The organism is Streptomyces sp. NBC_00647 (genome assembly GCF_045207245.1).
Taxonomy (GTDB): domain Bacteria; phylum Actinomycetota; class Actinomycetes; order Streptomycetales; family Streptomycetaceae; genus Streptomyces.
In genome coordinates, this window is record NZ_CP109040.1 from 3,397,115 (window position 1) to 3,414,637 (window position 17,523).

13 protein-coding genes are annotated in these 17,523 nt (G+C 71.8%); 6 read left to right on the forward strand and 7 right to left on the reverse strand.

Annotated features, from left to right (window positions below):
* Positions 1-31 precede the first annotated feature (31 nt).
* Positions 32-1,972: a protease pro-enzyme activation domain-containing protein gene (locus OG788_RS14975; RefSeq protein ID WP_406371273.1), complete on the forward strand. Its 1,941-nt coding sequence runs from the start codon at positions 32-34 to the stop codon at positions 1,970-1,972.
* A gap of 237 nt (positions 1,973-2,209) precedes the next feature.
* On the forward strand, positions 2,210-4,255 hold the full coding sequence (locus OG788_RS14980; RefSeq protein ID WP_406376753.1) for an NAD(+) synthase: 2,046 nt from the start codon (positions 2,210-2,212) through the stop codon (positions 4,253-4,255).
* A gap of 4 nt (positions 4,256-4,259) precedes the next feature.
* On the opposite strand, the gene OG788_RS14985 is transcribed toward OG788_RS14980, so the two are convergent.
* From OG788_RS14985 to OG788_RS15000, 4 genes are all read right to left on the reverse strand, one after another.
* A complete protein-coding gene (locus OG788_RS14985; RefSeq protein ID WP_406371275.1) occupies positions 4,260-5,480 on the reverse strand; it encodes an MFS transporter in 1,221 nt (406 codons plus the stop codon).
* A gap of 188 nt (positions 5,481-5,668) precedes the next feature.
* Positions 5,669-6,706 carry an endonuclease/exonuclease/phosphatase family protein gene (locus OG788_RS14990; protein ID WP_351539735.1) on the reverse strand — a complete coding sequence of 346 codons (1,038 nt, stop codon included), beginning with the start codon at positions 6,704-6,706 and terminating at the stop codon, positions 5,669-5,671.
* 200 nt (positions 6,707-6,906) lie between these two features.
* Complete coding sequence (locus OG788_RS14995) at positions 6,907-7,527, reverse strand: TetR/AcrR family transcriptional regulator (RefSeq protein WP_406371276.1); 621 nt, start codon at positions 7,525-7,527, stop codon at positions 6,907-6,909.
* 101 nt (positions 7,528-7,628) lie between these two features.
* Positions 7,629-9,230 (reverse strand): MFS transporter, encoded by a 1,602-nt coding sequence (locus tag OG788_RS15000; RefSeq protein WP_351539724.1) that lies wholly within the window; start codon positions 9,228-9,230, stop codon positions 7,629-7,631.
* Positions 9,231-9,469: 239 nt separating this feature from the next.
* Here OG788_RS15000 and panB point away from each other — a divergent pair, with 239 nt between their 5' ends.
* The 3 genes from panB (at position 9,470) to OG788_RS15015 (ending at position 12,398) form a co-directional block, all read left to right on the forward strand.
* Positions 9,470-10,354 (forward strand): 3-methyl-2-oxobutanoate hydroxymethyltransferase, encoded by an 885-nt coding sequence (gene panB, locus OG788_RS15005; protein ID WP_351539721.1) that lies wholly within the window; start codon positions 9,470-9,472, stop codon positions 10,352-10,354.
* Between the two features lie 188 nt (positions 10,355-10,542).
* Entirely contained in the window at positions 10,543-11,577 is a 1,035-nt protein-coding gene (locus OG788_RS15010; protein WP_406371279.1) for an ATP-binding cassette domain-containing protein, read from the forward strand.
* The gene (locus OG788_RS15015; protein ID WP_351539715.1) at positions 11,574-12,398 is read left to right on the forward strand and encodes an ABC transporter permease; all 825 of its coding nucleotides are present in this window, start codon (positions 11,574-11,576) and stop codon (positions 12,396-12,398) included. Before OG788_RS15010 ends, OG788_RS15015 begins: the two co-directional genes overlap by 4 nt.
* A gap of 62 nt (positions 12,399-12,460) precedes the next feature.
* On the opposite strand, the gene OG788_RS15020 is transcribed toward OG788_RS15015, so the two are convergent.
* Together OG788_RS15020 and OG788_RS15025 are read right to left on the reverse strand one after the other, a co-directional pair.
* Complete coding sequence (locus OG788_RS15020; protein WP_406376754.1) at positions 12,461-16,033, reverse strand: AfsR/SARP family transcriptional regulator; 3,573 nt, start codon at positions 16,031-16,033, stop codon at positions 12,461-12,463.
* Between the two features lie 14 nt (positions 16,034-16,047).
* Positions 16,048-16,578, reverse strand: a complete 531-nt coding sequence (locus tag OG788_RS15025) for a DUF6578 domain-containing protein (protein WP_406371281.1) — start codon at positions 16,576-16,578, stop codon at positions 16,048-16,050.
* Here OG788_RS15025 and OG788_RS15030 point away from each other — a divergent pair.
* Complete coding sequence (locus tag OG788_RS15030) at positions 16,508-17,305, forward strand: site-2 protease family protein (protein WP_351539712.1); 798 nt, start codon at positions 16,508-16,510, stop codon at positions 17,303-17,305. The two genes, OG788_RS15025 and OG788_RS15030, sit on opposite strands and share 71 nt — an antisense overlap.
* 44 nt (positions 17,306-17,349) lie before the next feature.
* Here OG788_RS15030 and OG788_RS15035 read toward each other — a convergent pair whose 3' ends face one another.
* A complete protein-coding gene (locus OG788_RS15035) occupies positions 17,350-17,511 on the reverse strand; it encodes a hypothetical protein (RefSeq protein WP_406371283.1) in 162 nt (53 codons plus the stop codon).
* Positions 17,512-17,523: the final 12 nt, after the last annotated feature.

Sequence of the window (17,523 nt, forward strand, 5' to 3'; positions counted from 1 at the left end):
ACATGCGACGAACCGCATCGCAGGGGGCTCTATGAGATCCAACCGCGCCACCGCGCGCGCCGGAGTGAGCATGGCGGCGACACTGCCTCTGCTCGCCGGTGCGCTGGCGCTCGGCATACCCGCGGCCCACGCCGCGGACGGCCCGAGCCGGGACACCCTCGCGGGCACCAGGCCCGCGTGGGCGACGGCCAAGGCGGACAAGGGAGCGGCGTCCGACAGCTCCCAGGTCTCGGCCCGGGTGTACCTCGCCGGACGGGACGCCAAGGGACTGGCCGCGTACGCCAGGTCCGTGTCCGACCCGCACTCGGCTTCGTACGGGAAATACCTGAGCGCCAAGAAGGCGCAGGCACGTTTCGGCGCCACCAAGGCCCAGGTCACGGCCGTGACCTCATGGCTGAAGTCGGCGGGTCTGACCGTCACCGGGACGACGCAGCACTACGTCTCGGTGACCGGCGACGTGGCCGCCGCCGAGAAGGCGTTCGGCACGCAGCTGCACAACTACGCCAAGGGCAAGAAGACTTACCGGGCGCCGTCGAAGACGGCTTCCGCGCCGGCCGCCCTGAACGGCGCCGTCCTGACCGTCACCGGCCTGGACAACGCCCCGCACAAGGCGACGCACGCCGATCAACTGCCGCCTCCGGACGCGGTGTTCAAGAACTCCGGGCCGTTCTCCTCGTACTACGGCTCGAACGTCGCGAGCACCCTGCCGGACGCGTACGGAACGAAGATCCCGTACGCGGTCAAGGGGTACACGGGCAAGCAGCTGCGCGCCGCGTACGGAGCGGGCACGCGCACCGGCAAGAACGTGCGGGTCGCCATCACCGACGCGTACGCCTCGCCGACCATCGCCTTCGACGCGGCCACCTACGCCGCGAAGCACGGCGACGCCGCGTACACCAGCGGTCAGCTGCGTCAGGTGCTGCCCAAGAAGTACACGAAGACCGAGGAGTGCGGGGCGGCCGGCTGGTACGGCGAGGAGACCCTCGACGTCGAGGCCGTGCACGCGGTCGCGCCGGGCGCGAGCATCACGTACGTGGGTGCCGCCTCCTGCTACGACGACGATCTGCTCGACTCGCTCAACAAGATCGTCGACGGGCACCTGGCCGACATCGTCTCCAACTCGTGGGGCGACATCGAGGCCAACCAGACCCCGGACCTCGCCGCGGCCTACGACCAGGTCTTCCAGTTCGGCGCGGTCGAGGGCATCGGCTTCTACTTCTCCTCCGGCGACAACGGCGACGAGGTCGCCAACACCGGGACGAAGCAGGTCGACACCCCGGCCAACTCGGCGTGGGTGACGGCGGTCGGCGGCACCTCGCTGGCGGTCGGCAAGGGCGACAAGTACCTGTGGGAAACCGGCTGGGGCACCGAGAAGGCCTCGCTGTCCGAGGACGGCAAGAGCTGGACCGGATTCCCGGGCGCGTTCACCTCGGGCGCGGGCGGCGGCACCAGCAAGACGGTGGCGGAGCCCTACTACCAGAAGGGTGTCGTCCCGAACGCGCTGGCCAACGCCAACAACGCCGCGGGCAACCGGGTCGTCCCGGACATCGCGGCGATCGCCGACCCCAACACCGGTTTCAAGGTCGGCCAGACGCAGACCTTCCCGGACGGGACGGAGCAGTACAGCGAGTACCGGATCGGCGGCACCTCGCTCGCCGCGCCGGTGATCGCGGCCGTCCAGGCGCTCGCGCAGGAGGCGCGCGGCGGCAAGGCGATCGGTTTCGCCAACCCGTCGATCTACTCCAAGATCGGCTCGAAGGCGTACCACGACGTCACGGACAAGCCCACGGGCTCCGGACTCGCCGTGGCGCGTGTCGACTTCGCGAACGGCTTCGACGCCGCGGACGGCGTCCTCACCTCCGTCCGCAGCCTCGGCAAGGACAGCTCCCTGAAGGCCGTGAAGGGCTACGACGACGTCACCGGTGTGGGCTCCCCCGCCCCGGGCTACGTCGAGTCGTACTCCCGTCACTGACCGGCGTTCACGGACGATGCGCCCGCCTCTCCAGTGGAGGCGGGCGCATCGCGCGTTCTCCGGGATCCGCGCCCGCTGTGCGCCCGTTCGGCGAAAGACGCCCTTCTCGCCACGCCGGGATCGCGGCCGACCGGGCCCGGCACCCCCGGCACCCGAGGTCCGCCGTGGAAGACGGTCCACCCCACACCCCGCACCACATCGCGTCGCTCTGACGATTACACTGACCGGGTGCCTCCTCTGAACTTCCGGTCGCTCTATCAGCACGGCTTCGCACGCGTCGCCGCCTGCACGGGCCACACCGTCATCGCGGACCCGCAGGCCAACGCCGAGGCGGTCCTGCGCCAGGCGCACAGATGCGCCGGGGAGGGTGTGGCCGTCGCCGTCTTCCCGGAGATGGGGCTGTGCGGCTACTCGATCGAGGACCTGCTGCTGCAGGACGCGCTGCTCGACCAGGTCGAGGAGGCGCTCCAGGCGGTGGTGACGGGGTCGGCGGGACTCCTGCCGGTCCTGGTCGTGGGCGCCCCGCTGCGCCACCGCAACCGGGTCTACAACTGCGCGGTGGTCGTGCACCGCGGCCGCGTCCTCGGTGTCGTTCCCAAGTCGTACCCGCCGAACTACCGGGAGTTCTACGAAGCCCGGCAGATCGCCGCGGGCGACGACGAACGCGGCGGCACGATCCGGGTCGGCGGTGAGTCCGTGCCGTTCGGCGTGGACCTGCTGTTCGCCGCCGACGACGTGCCGGGCCTGGTGCTGCACGCGGAGATCTGCGAGGACATGTGGGTGCCGGTGCCGCCGAGCGCCGAGGCGGCCCTGGCGGGCGCCACCGTCCTCGCCAACCTCTCCGGCAGCCCGATCACCGTCGGCCGGGCCGAGGACCGCAAGCTGATGTGCCGCTCGGCGTCCTCACGCGGTATCGCCGCCTACGTCTACGCGGCGGCCGGCCTGGGCGAGTCGACGACCGACCTGTCCTGGGACGGCCAGACCATGATCTACGAGAACGGGGCGCTGCTGGCGGAGTCCGGCCGCTTCCCGCTCGACGACCAGTTCGCGGTGGCGGACGTCGACCTCGACCTGCTGCGTCAGGAGCGGCTCAGGACAGGCAGCTTCGACGACAACCGCCGCACCCACGCCGCCCGCACCGCCGATTTCCGGACACAGTCGTTCCGGCTCGACCCGCCGACCGGCGACCTGGGCCTGCGCCGCCGCGTCGAGCGCTTCCCCTTCGTGCCCGCGGACCCCGACCGGCTGGCCCAGGACTGCTACGAGGCCTACAACATCCAGGTCGCGGGGCTCCAGCAGCGGCTCGCGGCCATCGGTGGCCCGAAGGTGGTCATCGGGGTGTCCGGCGGTCTCGACTCCACGCACGCCCTGATCGTCGCCGCCCGCGCGATGGACCGGGCGGGCCGCCCGCGCAGCGACATCCTCGCCTTCACCCTGCCCGGCTTCGCCACCAGCGACCACACCAAGGGCAACGCGCACGAGCTGATGCGCTCCCTCGGCGTCACCGCGGCCGAGCTGGACATCACGCCGACCGCCCGGCTGATGCTGGACGAGATGGGCCACCCCTTCGCCTCCGGCGAGCCCGTGTACGACGTCACCTTCGAGAACGTGCAGGCCGGACTGCGCACCGACTACCTGTTCCGGCTCGCCAACCAGCGGGGCGGCATCGTGCTCGGGACCGGTGACCTGTCGGAGCTCGCGCTCGGCTGGTCCACGTACGGCGTGGGCGACCAGATGAGTCACTACAACGTCAACTCGGGTGTGCCGAAGACGCTGATCCAGCATCTGATCCGCTGGGTCATCGGCAGCGGGCAGTTCGGCGAGGACACCGACCGGACGCTCGCCGCGATCCTCGACACGGAGATCAGCCCGGAGCTCGTGCCAGGCGAGGAGATGCAGTCCACCGAGTCGAAGATCGGCCCGTACGCGCTGCACGACTTCACCCTGTTCCACGTGCTGCGCTACGGCTTCAGGCCGTCGAAGATCGCCTTCCTGGCGTGGCACGCGTGGCACGACGCGGACGCGGGTGCCTGGCCGCCCAACTTCCCGGCGGCCGAGCGGGTCGCGTACGACCTGCCGGAGATCCGGCGCTGGCTGGACGTGTTCTTCCGCCGCTTCTTCGGGTTCGCGCAGTTCAAGCGCTCGGCCATGCCGAACGGGCCGAAGGTCTCGGCCGGTGGTTCGCTCTCACCGCGCGGTGACTGGCGCGCGCCGTCCGACAGTTCGGCCCGCGTCTGGCTGCGCGACCTGGCCCGCTTCGACCTCCCGGAGACGGAGGGCTGACCGTTCAGGGGCGCAGCGCCCCCTGCCGGTCGGGTACGCGCGTGGCGACCACACGTGCGCGCCGGGCCGGCCGCGCCGTACGGCTCAGGTCCACCGCGTACGCCGCACCCGCCACGGCGATCCCCACAACCGCGAGCCCCGCCCCGGCGACCGCCGGCGCCGTCGCGCCGAAGCCCGCCGCCAGGGCGAGCCCGCCGATCCACGCGCCGCCCGCGTTGGCGAGGTTGAACGCCGCCTGGTTGGCGGAGGACGCGAGGGAGGGCGCGGCGGAGGCCTTCTCCATGACCATCATCTGGAGGGGCGAGCCCGTGACGAAGGCGGCCGTGCCGAGCAGCGTGACCGCGACGGCGGCGCTCCACTGGGCGCCCATGAGGACCGGGAAGAGCGCGAGGACGACGACGAGGGACACCAGGCCGCCGAACAGCGTGCCGCGCAGGGAGTGGTCCGCGAGGCGGCCGCCGAGCAGGTTGCCCACCGTCGCGCCGACCCCGAAGAGCGCCAGCAGCAGCGTCACGCTGCCCTCGGCGTATCCGGCGGCGTCCGTGAGCATGGGCGCGATGTAGCTGTACGCGGAGAAGAGCGCCCCGAAGCCCGCGACCGTGGTCCCGAGGGCGAGCCAGACGGGCAGCGAGCGCAGGGCGGCGAGCTCGCCGCGCAGGCCGCCGGAGGGGGTGTGCGCGGGGGCCTGCGGGATCAGCAGGAACAGCGAGGCGATGGCGGCCACGCCGATCACGCTCACCCCGAGGAAGGCGGCCCGCCAGCCCAGGTGCTGCCCCACGAGGGTGGCGACCGGGACGCCGGCGATGTTCGCGACGGTCAGTCCGAGGAACATCAGCGACACGGAGCGGGCCTTGCGCTCGGGGGCGACCAGGCCGGTGGCGACGACGGCCCCGACGCCGAAGAAGGCGCCGTGCGGCAGGCCGCTCAGGAAGCGGGCGGCGAGCAGCCAGTGGTGGTCGGGGGCGAGGGCGGAGAGCGCGTTGCCCGCCACGAAGAGGCCCATCAGGGCGATGAGGACCGTGCGGCGGGACATCCGGGCGGTGGCGGCGGCGAGCAGCGGGGCGCCGATGACGACGCCGAGCGCGTACGCGGAGACCAGGTGTCCGGCGGCCGGGATGGATATGTGCAGGTCGTCCGCGACATCGGGCAGCAGGCCCATCATGGCGAACTCGGTGGTGCCGATGCCGAAGGCGCCCACGGCGAGGGCGAGCAGGGCCAGAGGCATGAGAGGCCTTTCCAAGGAGCGGGGACGAGCGGGGCTCCGTGCCGACGCGGGCGGTATGCGGGAGACACGGGCGCGCACGGACGTGCCCGCGCACAGCGATGTGCGCGGGTCACGGGTCGATCAGAACATTAAGTTCAGTCGCTGAACAAATGATGCCCGGCGAAGTATTCCGGGAGGTGCTCCAGGGGTTACGAAGCGGTTGCGTCCAGCTGGACGCGGGCCGCGACCGGGAGGTGGTCGCTGCCGGTCTCGGGCAGGGTCCACGAGGTCACCGGCTCGATGTCCCTGACCATGATCTGGTCGATCCGGGCCATCGGGAACGACGCCGGCCAGCTGAATCCGAAGCCGGTTCCCGCCGCGCCCTGGGTGGAGCGCATCTGGGCGGTGACGGCGTTGAGCGCCCGGTCGTTCATCGTGCCGTTGAGGTCACCGAGCAGGACGACCTGCTTCACGGGCTCGCCGGCGATCGCCTCGCCCAGCGCGTCCGCGCTCTTGTCGCGCTGCCGGGCGGTGAACCCGGCCTTCATCTTCACCCGCACCGAGGGCAGATGGGCCACGTACACCGCGGCCCGGCCGGCGGGCGCCGTCACGGTCGCCCGCATGGCGCGCGTCCAGCCCAGTTTGATGTCCACCGGCCGGGCCGCGCTGAGCGGGTACTTGCTCCACAGCCCGACGGTGCCCTGCACCGAGTGGTACTTGTACGTCGACGCGAGCGCCTTCTCGTACACGGGCACGGCCGAGGCCGTCAGCTCCTCCAGAGCCAGCACGTCGGCACCGGAGGCGGCCACGTCGCGGGCGGTGCCGGAGGGGTCCGGGTTGTCGGCGTTGACGTTGTGGGTGGCCACGGTCAGATCGCCGCCGGCGCCGGTCTTGTCGGTGAGCAGTCCGCCGAAGAGGTTCAGCCAGACCGCGCCCGTCACCACCACGGCGATCAGGGCACTGGCGGACTTCCGCACGAAGGCGAGGACCAGCAGGACCGGGATGAACACCCCGAGCCACGGCAGGAACGTCTCGGTGAGGCTGCCGAGGTTGCCGATCCGGTTCGGGATCTGCGCGTGCGTCAGCATCACCAGGGCGAGCAGGAGCGCGATCGCGGCGAGGATCAGCCCGCGCCGCCAGATGCCGCGGTCGCCGCGCCAGCCGTCGAGCAGGCGTCGAAGCCGGGACTCTCTGCGGTCCGGCCCCTGGCCGCCGCTGCCCGTCTCCGTCATATACGCCTGCGCCATACCGTCGCCTCACAAACTGCCGTGCGCACCGTCTGCCCCTCGACTACGACCCTAGGGGATGTTCGGTGTCGTTCTCGCCGTCCGTGACGGCCGTACAGGCAAGGGGACGTCCAACTTCCCGCCCGGAGTTCCGCATACGGGCCCGCGATGCGCCCTCTGTGACGAAACGCGCACATTCGACCCGTCAGAAACCGGGCGCGTCACGGCCGGGCGGGGCGCAGGCCCTCCAGCAGCGTGTCGACGATCTGTTCGGCGAGCCCTTCGGAGAGTTCGGTGTCCGGGCGCATGACGGTCCGGACGAGCATCGGGCCGACGAACATGTCGTTGAGCAGCTCGATGTCGACGTCGACGCGGAGTTCGCCGTTCTCCTGGCCGCGGCGCAGCACCTCGTAGCCCAGCTGGCGCCTCGGGGCGATGACCGTGGCGTCGTACGCGGCCCACAGTTTGGGGCTGCTCTTCATCTGCGCGTGCACGTTGTGCAGGATCGCCGACGAGCGGCTGACCAGGCCGCGCCGGCGCAGCGACTCCAGCAGGACGACGAGGTCCTCGCGCATGGAGACGCCGGGGAGTTCGGGGTCCGAGGGCTCGGCGGCGCGCAGCACGTCGACGAAGAGCTCCTCCTTGCCGCTCCAGCGGCGGTAGATCGTCGCCTTGCCGACCCCGACGGTGCGGGCGAGACGCTCGATGGAGATGTCCGCGAGCGGAACCCCTTCCTCCAGGAGCTTCATGACGCCCTCGATGATGGCGCGCTCCACGGCCTCGCTCCGAGGACGGCCCCGGGTGGGGCACCCCTGTCTGTCCCGGCTGTCCGCGAGGCTCACGTCGAACTCCGTTCCCATCGTCGACCTGGTGTCATTCTCTCCGATGTACGGCGACGGCGGGCACCCGGTGAGGGGTGCCCGCGCGGCCCCGGACGCCGTCGTCAGTCCTGTCCGAGGTCCGCCGTCACCAACTCGGCCTCGTCCTCGCCCTGGTGCGGGGCCGCCGGACGGCCCGGCAGGAACAGGGCGACGACGACCGCGCCGATGACCGCGACACCCGCGCCGCACAGGGCGGTGACGTGCATGGCGTGCAGGAAGGCGTCGTTCGCCGGGGTGACGAGTGCCTTGCCCTGCGGGCCGAGCTTGGCGGCGACCCCGAGGGTGGCCTCGATGGACTCGCCCGCGGTGTGCCGCAGGGGGGCCGGGACGAGGCCGAGCTTGTCCTCGATGCCGTTGCGGTAGGCGGTGGAGAGCACGGAACCGAGGACGGCGATACCGAGGGCGCCGCCGACCTGGCGGAAGGTGTTGCTGAGCGCGGACGCGGAGCCGGCCTTCTCGCGCGGCAGCGCCTGCATGATGACGACGCTGGTCGGGGTCATGATGTGCGCCATACCGGTGCCCATCAGGAAGAAGATGACCTCGAGAAGCCAGATCGGGGTGTCCGCCTCCAGCGTGGCGAACGCGGCCAGCATCGCGGCGATGATCACCAGGCCCGCCGTGCAGGTGGCGCGGTTGCCGAAGCGGTCGACGACCAGCCGGGCGCGCGGCGCGAAGATGATCTGGGCCGCGGCCAGCGGCAGCATCAACAGACCGGTCTGCAGCGGCGAGTAGCCGCGGACGCTCTGGGTGTAGAAGACCGAGAAGAAGGTCACGCCCATCAGCGCGAAGAAGACCAGCGCGATGGCCGACATCGCCGCCGAGAAGACCTTGTTCTTGAAGTACGTCACGTCGATGGACGGGTGGTCGCTGCGCTTCTCGAACATCACGAAGCCGATGAGGACCACGAGTCCCGCGCCGATGGTCGCGAGGACCTTCGGGTCGGTGAAGTCGGCGAGCTGGCCGCCCTTGATGATGCCGTAGACGAGCAGGACGAGGCCGATGACGGAGAGGACGACACCGACCGGGTCCAGACGGCCCGGGTTCGGGTCGCGCGAGTCCGGGACCAGCCAGATCATCAGGGCTATCGCGAGCAGCACGATCGGCACGTTGATGAGGAACACCGAGCCCCACCAGAAGTGGTCGAGCAGGACGCCGCCGGTGATCGGGCCGATCGCGATGGCGAGACCGACGCCGCCGGCCCAGATGCCGATGGCCTTGGGCTGCTCGTCGCGCTCGAAGACGTTCATCAGGACGGCGAGGGTGGCCGGCATGACGAAGGCGGCGCCGAGACCCATCAGCGCGCGGAACACGATGAGCTGGACCGGCGAGCCGGACTCGGCGGCCAGCGCCGACCCGAGGCCGAACACGGCGAGACCGCCGAGCAGCACCTTCTTGCGGCCGAGCCGGTCACCGAGGAGGCCCGCGGTGAACAGAAGCCCGGCGAAGACGAGGGTGTAGGCGTTGATGGCCCACTCCAGCTCACCCTGCGTGGCACCGAGGCCGGTGGGCGCCGGGGTCGAGATCGTCTTGATCGCGACGTTCAGGATGGAGTTGTCGAGCACCACGATCAGCAGGCTCAGCATGAGCACGCCGAGGATCGCCCAGCGGCGCCGGTGCACCGCCTCGGGCACGCGTCGATCGGGCGGAGGAGCGGAAGTTGTCATGACGACCACCCTAGAACCAATTCGATACGGCACCGTTCCGTATTGGAAAGGCTTTACGCAGAACTTACGAAGGGACCTAGGTCTCCGGTCGGAGACGGCCCGCCCGGCGGGGCGGGCGTGGCGAGAGCGACACGGAGGCCGCCGGGCCCGGTCTAGCCCCGCGTGACACGAGGTGCCACCATGGAGGTGATCCGGGGACGCCGTCAGGGTGCCTCGAGATGACAGAAGGAGCCGTTGCGATGACGCAGCTTTCGGCTGCCCCGAAGCAGTCTGCCGAGGGTGCCCTCAAGGCCACCGACAGCAAGGCGCTGTACGGGGGCAAGAGCACTCGCCGTATCACGGTGCGCGACATCACCGCCGCCAAGGAGCGCGGTGAGAAGTGGCCCATGCTCACCGCCTACGACGCGATGACCGCGTCCGTCTTCGACGAGGCCGGCATCCCGGTCATGCTCGTCGGCGATTCGGCGGGCAACTGCCACCTGGGGTACGAGACGACCGTCCCCGTCACCATGGACGAGATGACCCTGCTGTCCGCAGCGGTCGTACGGGGCACCAGTCGCGCCCTGATCGTCGGCGACCTGCCCTTCGGGTCCTACCAGGAGGGTCCGGTGCAGGCGCTGCGCTCGGCGACCCGCCTGGTCAAGGAGGCCGGGGTGGGCGCGGTGAAGCTGGAGGGCGGCGAGCGCTCGCACCGTCAGATCGAGCTGCTGGTCGAGTCCGGCATCCCGGTGATGGCGCACATCGGCCTGACCCCGCAGTCCGTGAACTCCATGGGCTACCGCGTGCAGGGCCGGGGCGAGGAGGCCGCGCAGCAGCTGCTGCGGGACGCCAAGGCGGTCCAGGACGCGGGCGCCTTCGCCGTCGTCCTCGAACTGGTCCCGGCGGAGCTCGCCGCCGAGGTCACGCGCACCCTGCACATCCCGACCGTCGGCATCGGCGCGGGCCCCGAGACCGACGCGCAGGTCCTGGTGTGGACCGACATGCTCGGCCTGACCGGCGGCAAGGTGCCGAAGTTCGTCAAGCAGTACGCCGACCTGCGCCGTGTCATGGGCGACGCGGCGAAGGCGTTCGCCGAGGACGTGGTCGGCGGGACGTTCCCGCTGGAGGAGCACTCCGTCCACTAGGCCCACCGAGGCCCCCGAGCCACTGCGGCACCAAGGCAACCCGCCGATCTTCCCCCGTCGGCGGGTTGCCGCCTTTCCGCTTCCCCTCCACGCCCTGTCGGCCGACTGTCGGCGACCCATCGGTAGCGGCGCGGACCTGTAGGCGTCCTGTCGGTCGTTTGTCGGTGGCGACTGGCACCTTGATGGACATGACGCGAATCGACAACACGCCCCGACAAGCTGCGACCGGCCGCAGCGCCGTCACCGTACGGGGGCTGGTCAAGCACTACGGCGAGACCAAGGCGCTGGACGGGGTCGACCTGGATGTGCGCGAGGGCACCGTCCTCGGTGTGCTGGGTCCCAACGGCGCCGGCAAGACCACCCTCGTCCGCTGCCTGTCCACCCTCATCACCCCGGACGCCGGACAGGCCACGGTCGCCGGTTACGACGTGCTGAAGCAGCCCCGGCAGCTGCGCCGGGTGATAGGGCTCACCGGCCAGTACGCCTCGGTCGACGAGAAGCTCCCCGGCTGGGAGAACCTCTACATGATCGGGCGGCTGCTCGACCTGCCCCGCAAGGACGCCCGCCGGCGGGCCGACGAGCTCCTGGAGCGCTTCTCCCTCACCGAGGCCGCCAAGCGCCCGGCGTCGACGTACTCCGGCGGTATGCGCCGCCGGCTCGACCTCGCCGCCTCGATGATCGGCAGCCCGGCCGTGCTCTACCTGGACGAGCCGACGACCGGCCTCGACCCGCGCACCCGCAACGAGGTGTGGCAGGAGGTCAAGCGCATGGTCGCCGACGGCGTCACCGTGCTGCTCACCACCCAGTACATGGAGGAGGCCGAGCAGCTCGCCTCCGAGCTGACGGTCATCGACCGCGGCAAGGTCATCGCCAACGGCCGGATCGACGAGCTGAAGGCCCGCGTCGGCGGCCGGACGCTGCGCATCCGCCCGGTGGACCCGCTGCAACTGCGCCCGCTGGCCTCCATGTTCGACGAGCTGGGGCTCACCGGCCTCGCCACGACGATCGTGGACAGCGAGACCGGCAGCGTGCTGGTCCCGATCCTCAGCGACGAGCAGCTCACCGCCGTCGTCGGCGCGGTCACCGCCCGCGGCATCACGATCGCCTCCATCTCCACCGAACTGCCCAGTCTGGACGAGGTGTTCCTCTCCCTCACCGGCCACAAGGCCAGTGCCCCGCAGGACGAGACCCCCGCCCGCGCCTACGAGGAGGTCTCCGCATGAGCACCGCCATGGTCGAAGCCCCCCTCACGGTCGAGGCCGACCCCCGCATCTCGCTCCGCGCGCACGCCCGCCACACCGGCGCGCTGATCCGCCGCAACCTGCTGTGGATCCGCCAGGACCCGGAGTCGATGTTCGACGCGATCCTGTTCCCGGTCATCTTCACGCTGCTGTTCGTCTACGTCTTCGGCGGCTCCATCGGGCAGTCGCTCGGCGGCGGACAGGAGGCGTACGTCCAGTACGTCGTGCCCGGCCTGATGGCCATGATGGGCATGAACATGGCCCAGGGAGTGGGCACCGGCTTCAACACCGACTTCAACTCCGGTGTCATGGACCGGTTCCGGTCCCTGCCGATCGGGCGCGGCTCGGTGCTGTTCGCCAAGATCTCGGTGGAGGTGATGCGGATGCTGATCGCGACCGCGATCCTCATGATCGTCGGCGTCCTGGTCGGCTTCCACATCACCAACTGGCCCGGTCTGTTCGCCTCCGTGGCCCTGTCGGCGGTCTTCGGCTCAGCCCTGATGTGGGTGTTCCTCACCCTCGGCGTGATCATGAAGAGTGCGCAGTCCGTGCAGGCCATGGGCTTCCTGGTGCTGATGCCGCTCCAGTTCGGCTCGTCGATCTTCGCGCCGACCAAGTCGATGCCGGGCTGGCTGCAGAACTTCACCGAGTACAACCCGCTGTCCTCCCTCGCGGACGCGGCACGCGGGCTGATGGTGGGCGGTCCGGTCGCGCACGGCCTGTGGGTGACGCTCGGCTGGTCGCTGGCCCTCACCCTGGTGATGGCACCCGTCGCCATCCACAAGTTCCGCACCAAGAGCTGACGTCCCACGCACGGACCCGGCCCCGTCACCGGGGCCGGGGCGCGCCGGTTCGCGTCCGCGCCTCAGATGAGGGCGGTGGCCTCCTCCAGGGAGAGGCCACCGCCCTCCGCGTATGCCGCCTCGTACGCCGCGTCGCCGAGCACGGCCCGCGCGCCCGCCTCGGCCCGCTCGCGCACCTCGACCTCCATGGGACCGGCGAAATGGCCCGGCGGCAGCAGGGCGTCGGCGGCGCCCAGCAGCCGGGCCGCGTCCGGGGCGCGACGGCCGCCGTCCAGTTCGTCGAGGGCGATGGCCGCCGTCGTCAGATGGGCGGAGGGCATGTGCGGCGCGATCATCCGCGACAGCCGGTCGGCGGACCGCTCCAGAGCCACGCGCACCTTGTCCAGGGCGCTCTCGCTCTGCCCCTCGATCGCGTCCAGCCAGGCTTCGATGCCGAGCATGAACCCGTCGAACAGGACGAAGGAGCCGGCCCCGAAGTCCTGGCGGAGCAGCCAAATCTGCTCGCGCGCCTCATCGATCCGGCCACTGCGGCCGAGCCAGGTCGCGAGGAAGAGGTGGGCCGCCGGCATGGCCTCGTTGTGGGCGCCGTGTCCGTTCGCCAGGACGTCGCGGATCAGCCGCTCGCCGCGCTCGGCCTGCCCCAGCTCCATGTACATGCAGCCGAGCCGGACGTCGAGCACGGCCGTCTGGGCGCGCGCTCCCAGACGCTCGGCGTACTTCCCCGCCTCCGCGTAGTCCGCGGCGGCGGCCCGGAAGTCGCCCTTGCGTTCATGGGCCTCCCCGCGCGCGGAGAGGGATTCGGCGGCGCCCCAGGCGTCACCGATGCGTCCGAACAGCTCCAGTGCCTCGTCGGCGTCCACGGTGGCGTCGCCCGCCATGTCGGCGCGGTTGGCGAGGATGTTGGCGCGCATCTGGAGGGCGGTGGCCAGTTCCCAGTCGTAGCCGAGTTCGCGGCAGGTGCTGACCGTCTTGTTGATCACCTCGGTGAACCGCTCCATCGTGCCGGTGAGCAGCACGGCGTAGAACCAGAGGTAGCCGGGGGTGCGGCAGGTCTGCGGCATCCCCGGCTCGTAGGTCGCACTGATGGTACGGAGCTTCTCCTGGGCCTCCGGGGTCTGCCAGGCCCCCATGTCCATGTCCATATAGGCGAGATGGACGAGGTGGACGCCGCGCCGGGCCTCTTCGAGGACCTCCTCGCGCATCGGCGGTGGCGCGTCCGTACAGCGCTCGTACAGCGGGACGGCCGGGCGCACGGGCGGTGCGAAGGGGTCGGGGCCGAGGCCCATCACCTCCATCGACCAGGCACGGGCGTCGACGCGCTGGTCGCGGATCTGCCAGTACCAGGCCAGCGAGAGGACCATGCACAGCGCCTCCTGCTCGTCGCGTTCGGCGACGGCGTGCCGCAGGGCGGTGCGCAGGTTCTCGTACTCGCGCTCGATGTGGTCGATCGCGGCACGCTGTCCGGGGCCGCGCAGCAAGGGGTCGGTGGTGCGCGCGAGTTCGCGGTAGTACGTGAGGTGGGCGCGCTCGGTGGCGTGGCGGCCGCCGGACTCGTCGAGGCGTTCCCCCGCGTACTCGGCCACGGTCTCCAGGAGCCGGTAGCGCATCTCCGTCTCCCCTTCGCCCGAAGGGGCCGCGACGACAAGGGACTTGTCGACGAGCGAGCCGAGGACGTCCAGTGCGGCCGGGCCGCAGACGGCCTCGGCGGCGGCGAGGTCGCAGCCGCCCGCGAAGACGGACAGCCGCCGCAGGACGTCCCGTTCGGCCTCGTCGAGCAGGTCCCAGGACCAGTCGACGACGGCACGCAGGGTCTGCTGCCGGGGCAGCACGGTGCGGCTGCCCGAGGTCAGCAGCCGGAACCGGTCGTCGAGCCGGTCGGCGATCTGCCGCGGGGTGAGCATCCGCAGCCGCGCGGCGGCGAGTTCGATGGCGAGCGGTAGACCGTCGAGGCGCCGGCAGATCTCCGCGGCCGCTCCGGGGTCGTCCTCGACACGGAAGCCGGGCCGGGCGGCTGCTCCCCGGTCGGCGAGCAGCCGCAGCGCGACGGGCTCCGGCAGCGGATCCACGGGTCTCAGCAACTCCCCCGGTACGCCGAGGGGTTCACGGCTGGTGGCGAGCACCGTCAGTCCCGGGCAGCGTTCCAGCAGCGCCTCGGCGAGACGCGCGGCGGCCTCGACGACATGCTCGCAGTTGTCGAGGACGATCAGCATCCGGCGCTTGGCGCAGTGCTCGGCGAGCCGGGTGAGCGGGTCGTCGTGCCGGTCGGCCACGGCCCGCATCTCCTCGGCACCTGCGCCGCGCAGCACGGTCTCGCGGGCGCCGACCGCGGTCAGCACGGCCTCGGGCACGGCCTTCGGGTCGTCCACCGGCGCCAGTTCGGCCAGCCACACCCCGTCCCGCAGGGTGGGGGCCAGTGCCTCCGCCACCTCCTGGGACAGCCGTGTCTTGCCCGCCCCACCGGGCCCGAGCAAGGTCACGAGCCGGGCCCCCGCGAGATCGCCCCGGATGGCATCGATGTCGGGCTCCCGTCCCACGAAGGACGTGAGCCGGGCCCGGAGGTTGCCGGGCGGCGGCGACGCGGGGCGGGCACGGATGGTGTCCACCGGGCCCGGGAGGTGGGCGGCTCCGCCTTCGGCCGGTCCGGGGCCTTCCGGGGCCGTGTGCCCGGCGCCCGGAGTCGGGTGCCCGGCGCCCGGAGTCGGGTGCCCGGCGCCCGGAGTCGGGTGCCCGGCGCCCGGGACCAGGCGGCCGGCGCTCGCGCGTGCCACGGCGGTGCCTGAGGCGCCGGTGCCGACGCCGGTGCCCTCGGCCGAGGCCGCGCTGTCCGCGGCCGGGGTGAGGGCGCCTCCGGCGGAGGCGGGCGCGGCAGAGGCGGGGGCGGGCGTTCCGGTGCCGGAACGCTCCCGGGGTCCGGCCAGCAGTTCCGCGTGCAGGGAACGCAGTTCCGGACCCGGGTCCGAGCCCAGGCGATCGGCGAGGAGCGCGCGTACGGACTCGTAGGCGGCGAGGGCCTCGGCGGGCCGGCCCGCGTCGCGGAGAGCGCGCAGCCGCAGGACGTGCAGCGGCTCGTCGAGCGGGTGCAGATCGCAGAGGGCGGTGAGCTCGGGCAGGGCCTGTTCGGCGTGGCCGAGGGCGAGGGCCGCGCCGAGTCGGGCACGGCGGACGTCGAGACGCCGGGTCTCCCGGCGGGCCGACTCGGCGGTGCGGTCCGGGAGGTCGGCCAGGGCGGGTCCGTGCCACAGGGCGAGAGCGTCGTCCAGGACGGCGGCCGCTTTGGCGGGGTCGCCGTCGGCGAGGGCGCGGATGCCCTCGCCGGCGAGCCGCTCGAACCGGTGCAGGTCGACGTCGTCGGAGGACACCGCCAGCCGGTAGCCGCCGTCCACCGACTCCACCGCGTCGGCACCGAGCGCCCTGCGCAGCCGCCCGACCAGCGCCTGCAGCGCGCCGGGCGCGTCCGCGGGCGGGTCGCCGTCCCACACCTCGTCGACCAGGACGGCCGCCGAAACGGTCCGCCCGGGCCGCAGCGCGAGGACGGTCAGCAGGGCACGCAGCCGCGCCCCGCCGACCGGGACGGACGTGCCGTCGGGGCGGAGTGCCTGGGTGGTGCCGAGGATGCGATAGCGCACGGGGTCCATTGTCTCCGGTGGCATCAGGTGCGGGGGTCGGGTACGTGGAGTTCGAGTTCGGCGAGGACGCCGGCCCGGCCGTCGCCGAACCGCTCGGGGCCGCTGTCCGCCGCCGCCGGCGACCGCGACGCGGGCACCGGTACCCAGGTGCGCGAGCCGGGCGCGGTCTCCGGGAAGTCCTGGTGCACCAGGTGGATCGTACGGACCGTGCCGGTCGTCCCGGGCCACTGGGCACCGCGCCGCTCACCGGGCACCGTGCCGCTCGCCGGTGGGCGGACCGGTCCTCCCGACCCCTCGGCCGGGGCCGGGTCCCGCTCCGTCCCCGGGTCCGTCGTGCCGTACCCGCCAACAGATTTGCCTTCGCCCCATCCCCCCACCCTCCCCGGAACCAATGTCCGATGGCGAGACGTTTTCGGCGTGAGCCCGGTACGGTCGGGCAGGCCCGAGCACACATGCGTCAGCCCAGCCAGTCCAGGGAGCCCCATGACCACCGCCGTGACCCGCCGCAGCGACCGGAGGATCAGCCCCGTCTTCGTCGGGATCGTGGCCGTCATGGCGGTGACCGGCTGGGCGACCTGGACCGGATTCGCCGAGCTGCCCGGTATGGCCGTCTTCCTGTTCGTGACGGCCGCCTGGATCGTCTCGCTCTGTCTCCACGAGTACGCGCACGCCCGCACCGCCCTGCACAGCGGCGACATCTCGATCGGCGCCAAGGGCTATCTGACCCTGAACCCGCTGAAGTACACGCACGCGCTGCTGAGCATCGTGCTGCCGGTGATCTTCGTGATCATGGGCGGGATCGGGCTGCCGGGCGGCGCGGTCTTCATCGAGCGGGGCCGCATCCAGGGCCGCTGGAAGCACAGCCTGATCTCTGCGGCGGGCCCCCTGACGAACGTCCTGTTCGCCGTCGTGTGCACGGCGCCGTTCTGGCTGCACGCCCTGGACGGCGTCCCGGAAGCCTTCCGCTACGCGCTGGCGTTCCTCGCGCTGCTCCAGGTCACGGCCGCGATCCTGAACTTCCTGCCGGTCCCGGGCCTGGACGGCTACGGCGTGATCGAGCCCTGGCTGTCGTACGGCGTCCGCCGTCAGGTCGAGCCCTTCGCGCCGTTCGGTCTGCTCGCGGTGTTCGCGGTGCTGTGGATCCCGTCGGTGAACCGCGAGTTCTTCGACATCATCGACGCCGTCCTGGGCGGCCTGGGCATCGGCCCGGGTGAAGCGGACTGCGGCCAGTGGCTCTACCGCTTCTGGCAGGAGAACAACGACATCTGTCTGAAGTCCTGACCGGCTGCCTGGACTCCTGACCTGTCCGGAGTCCCGGTCGGCCGCTACGCCCGGCCGCGCCGCGCGTAGTACCAGGTCATGTTCGACGACAGGCCCGCGATCAGCACCCACACGACGCCCAGCCAGCTGCCCTGGACGAACGAGACGACGGCCGCGGCCACGGAGAGGACACAGACGGCGAGGGCGTAGAGAGCGAGGCGGGGCATGGGGTCGGCTCC

Coding starts and splice junctions, on each gene's coding strand:
- OG788_RS15030 (WP_351539712.1), top strand. CDS start 16,508: ATGACCACCGCCGTGACCCGCCGCAGCGACCGGAGGATCAGCCCCGTC.
- panB (WP_351539721.1), top strand. CDS start 9,470: ATGACGCAGCTTTCGGCTGCCCCGAAGCAGTCTGCCGAGGGTGCCCTC.
- OG788_RS15025 (WP_406371281.1), bottom strand. CDS start 16,578: ATGACGGCCACGATCCCGACGAAGACGGGGCTGATCCTCCGGTCGCTG.
- OG788_RS15010 (WP_406371279.1), top strand. CDS start 10,543: ATGACGCGAATCGACAACACGCCCCGACAAGCTGCGACCGGCCGCAGC.
- OG788_RS15035 (WP_406371283.1), bottom strand. CDS start 17,511: ATGCCCCGCCTCGCTCTCTACGCCCTCGCCGTCTGTGTCCTCTCCGTG.
- OG788_RS14985 (WP_406371275.1), bottom strand. CDS start 5,480: ATGCCTCTGGCCCTGCTCGCCCTCGCCGTGGGCGCCTTCGGCATCGGC.
- OG788_RS15000 (WP_351539724.1), bottom strand. CDS start 9,230: ATGACAACTTCCGCTCCTCCGCCCGATCGACGCGTGCCCGAGGCGGTG.
- OG788_RS14990 (WP_351539735.1), bottom strand. CDS start 6,706: ATGGCGCAGGCGTATATGACGGAGACGGGCAGCGGCGGCCAGGGGCCG.
- OG788_RS14975 (WP_406371273.1), top strand. CDS start 32: ATGAGATCCAACCGCGCCACCGCGCGCGCCGGAGTGAGCATGGCGGCG.
- OG788_RS15015 (WP_351539715.1), top strand. CDS start 11,574: ATGAGCACCGCCATGGTCGAAGCCCCCCTCACGGTCGAGGCCGACCCC.
- OG788_RS15020 (WP_406376754.1), bottom strand. CDS start 16,033: ATGGACCCCGTGCGCTATCGCATCCTCGGCACCACCCAGGCACTCCGC.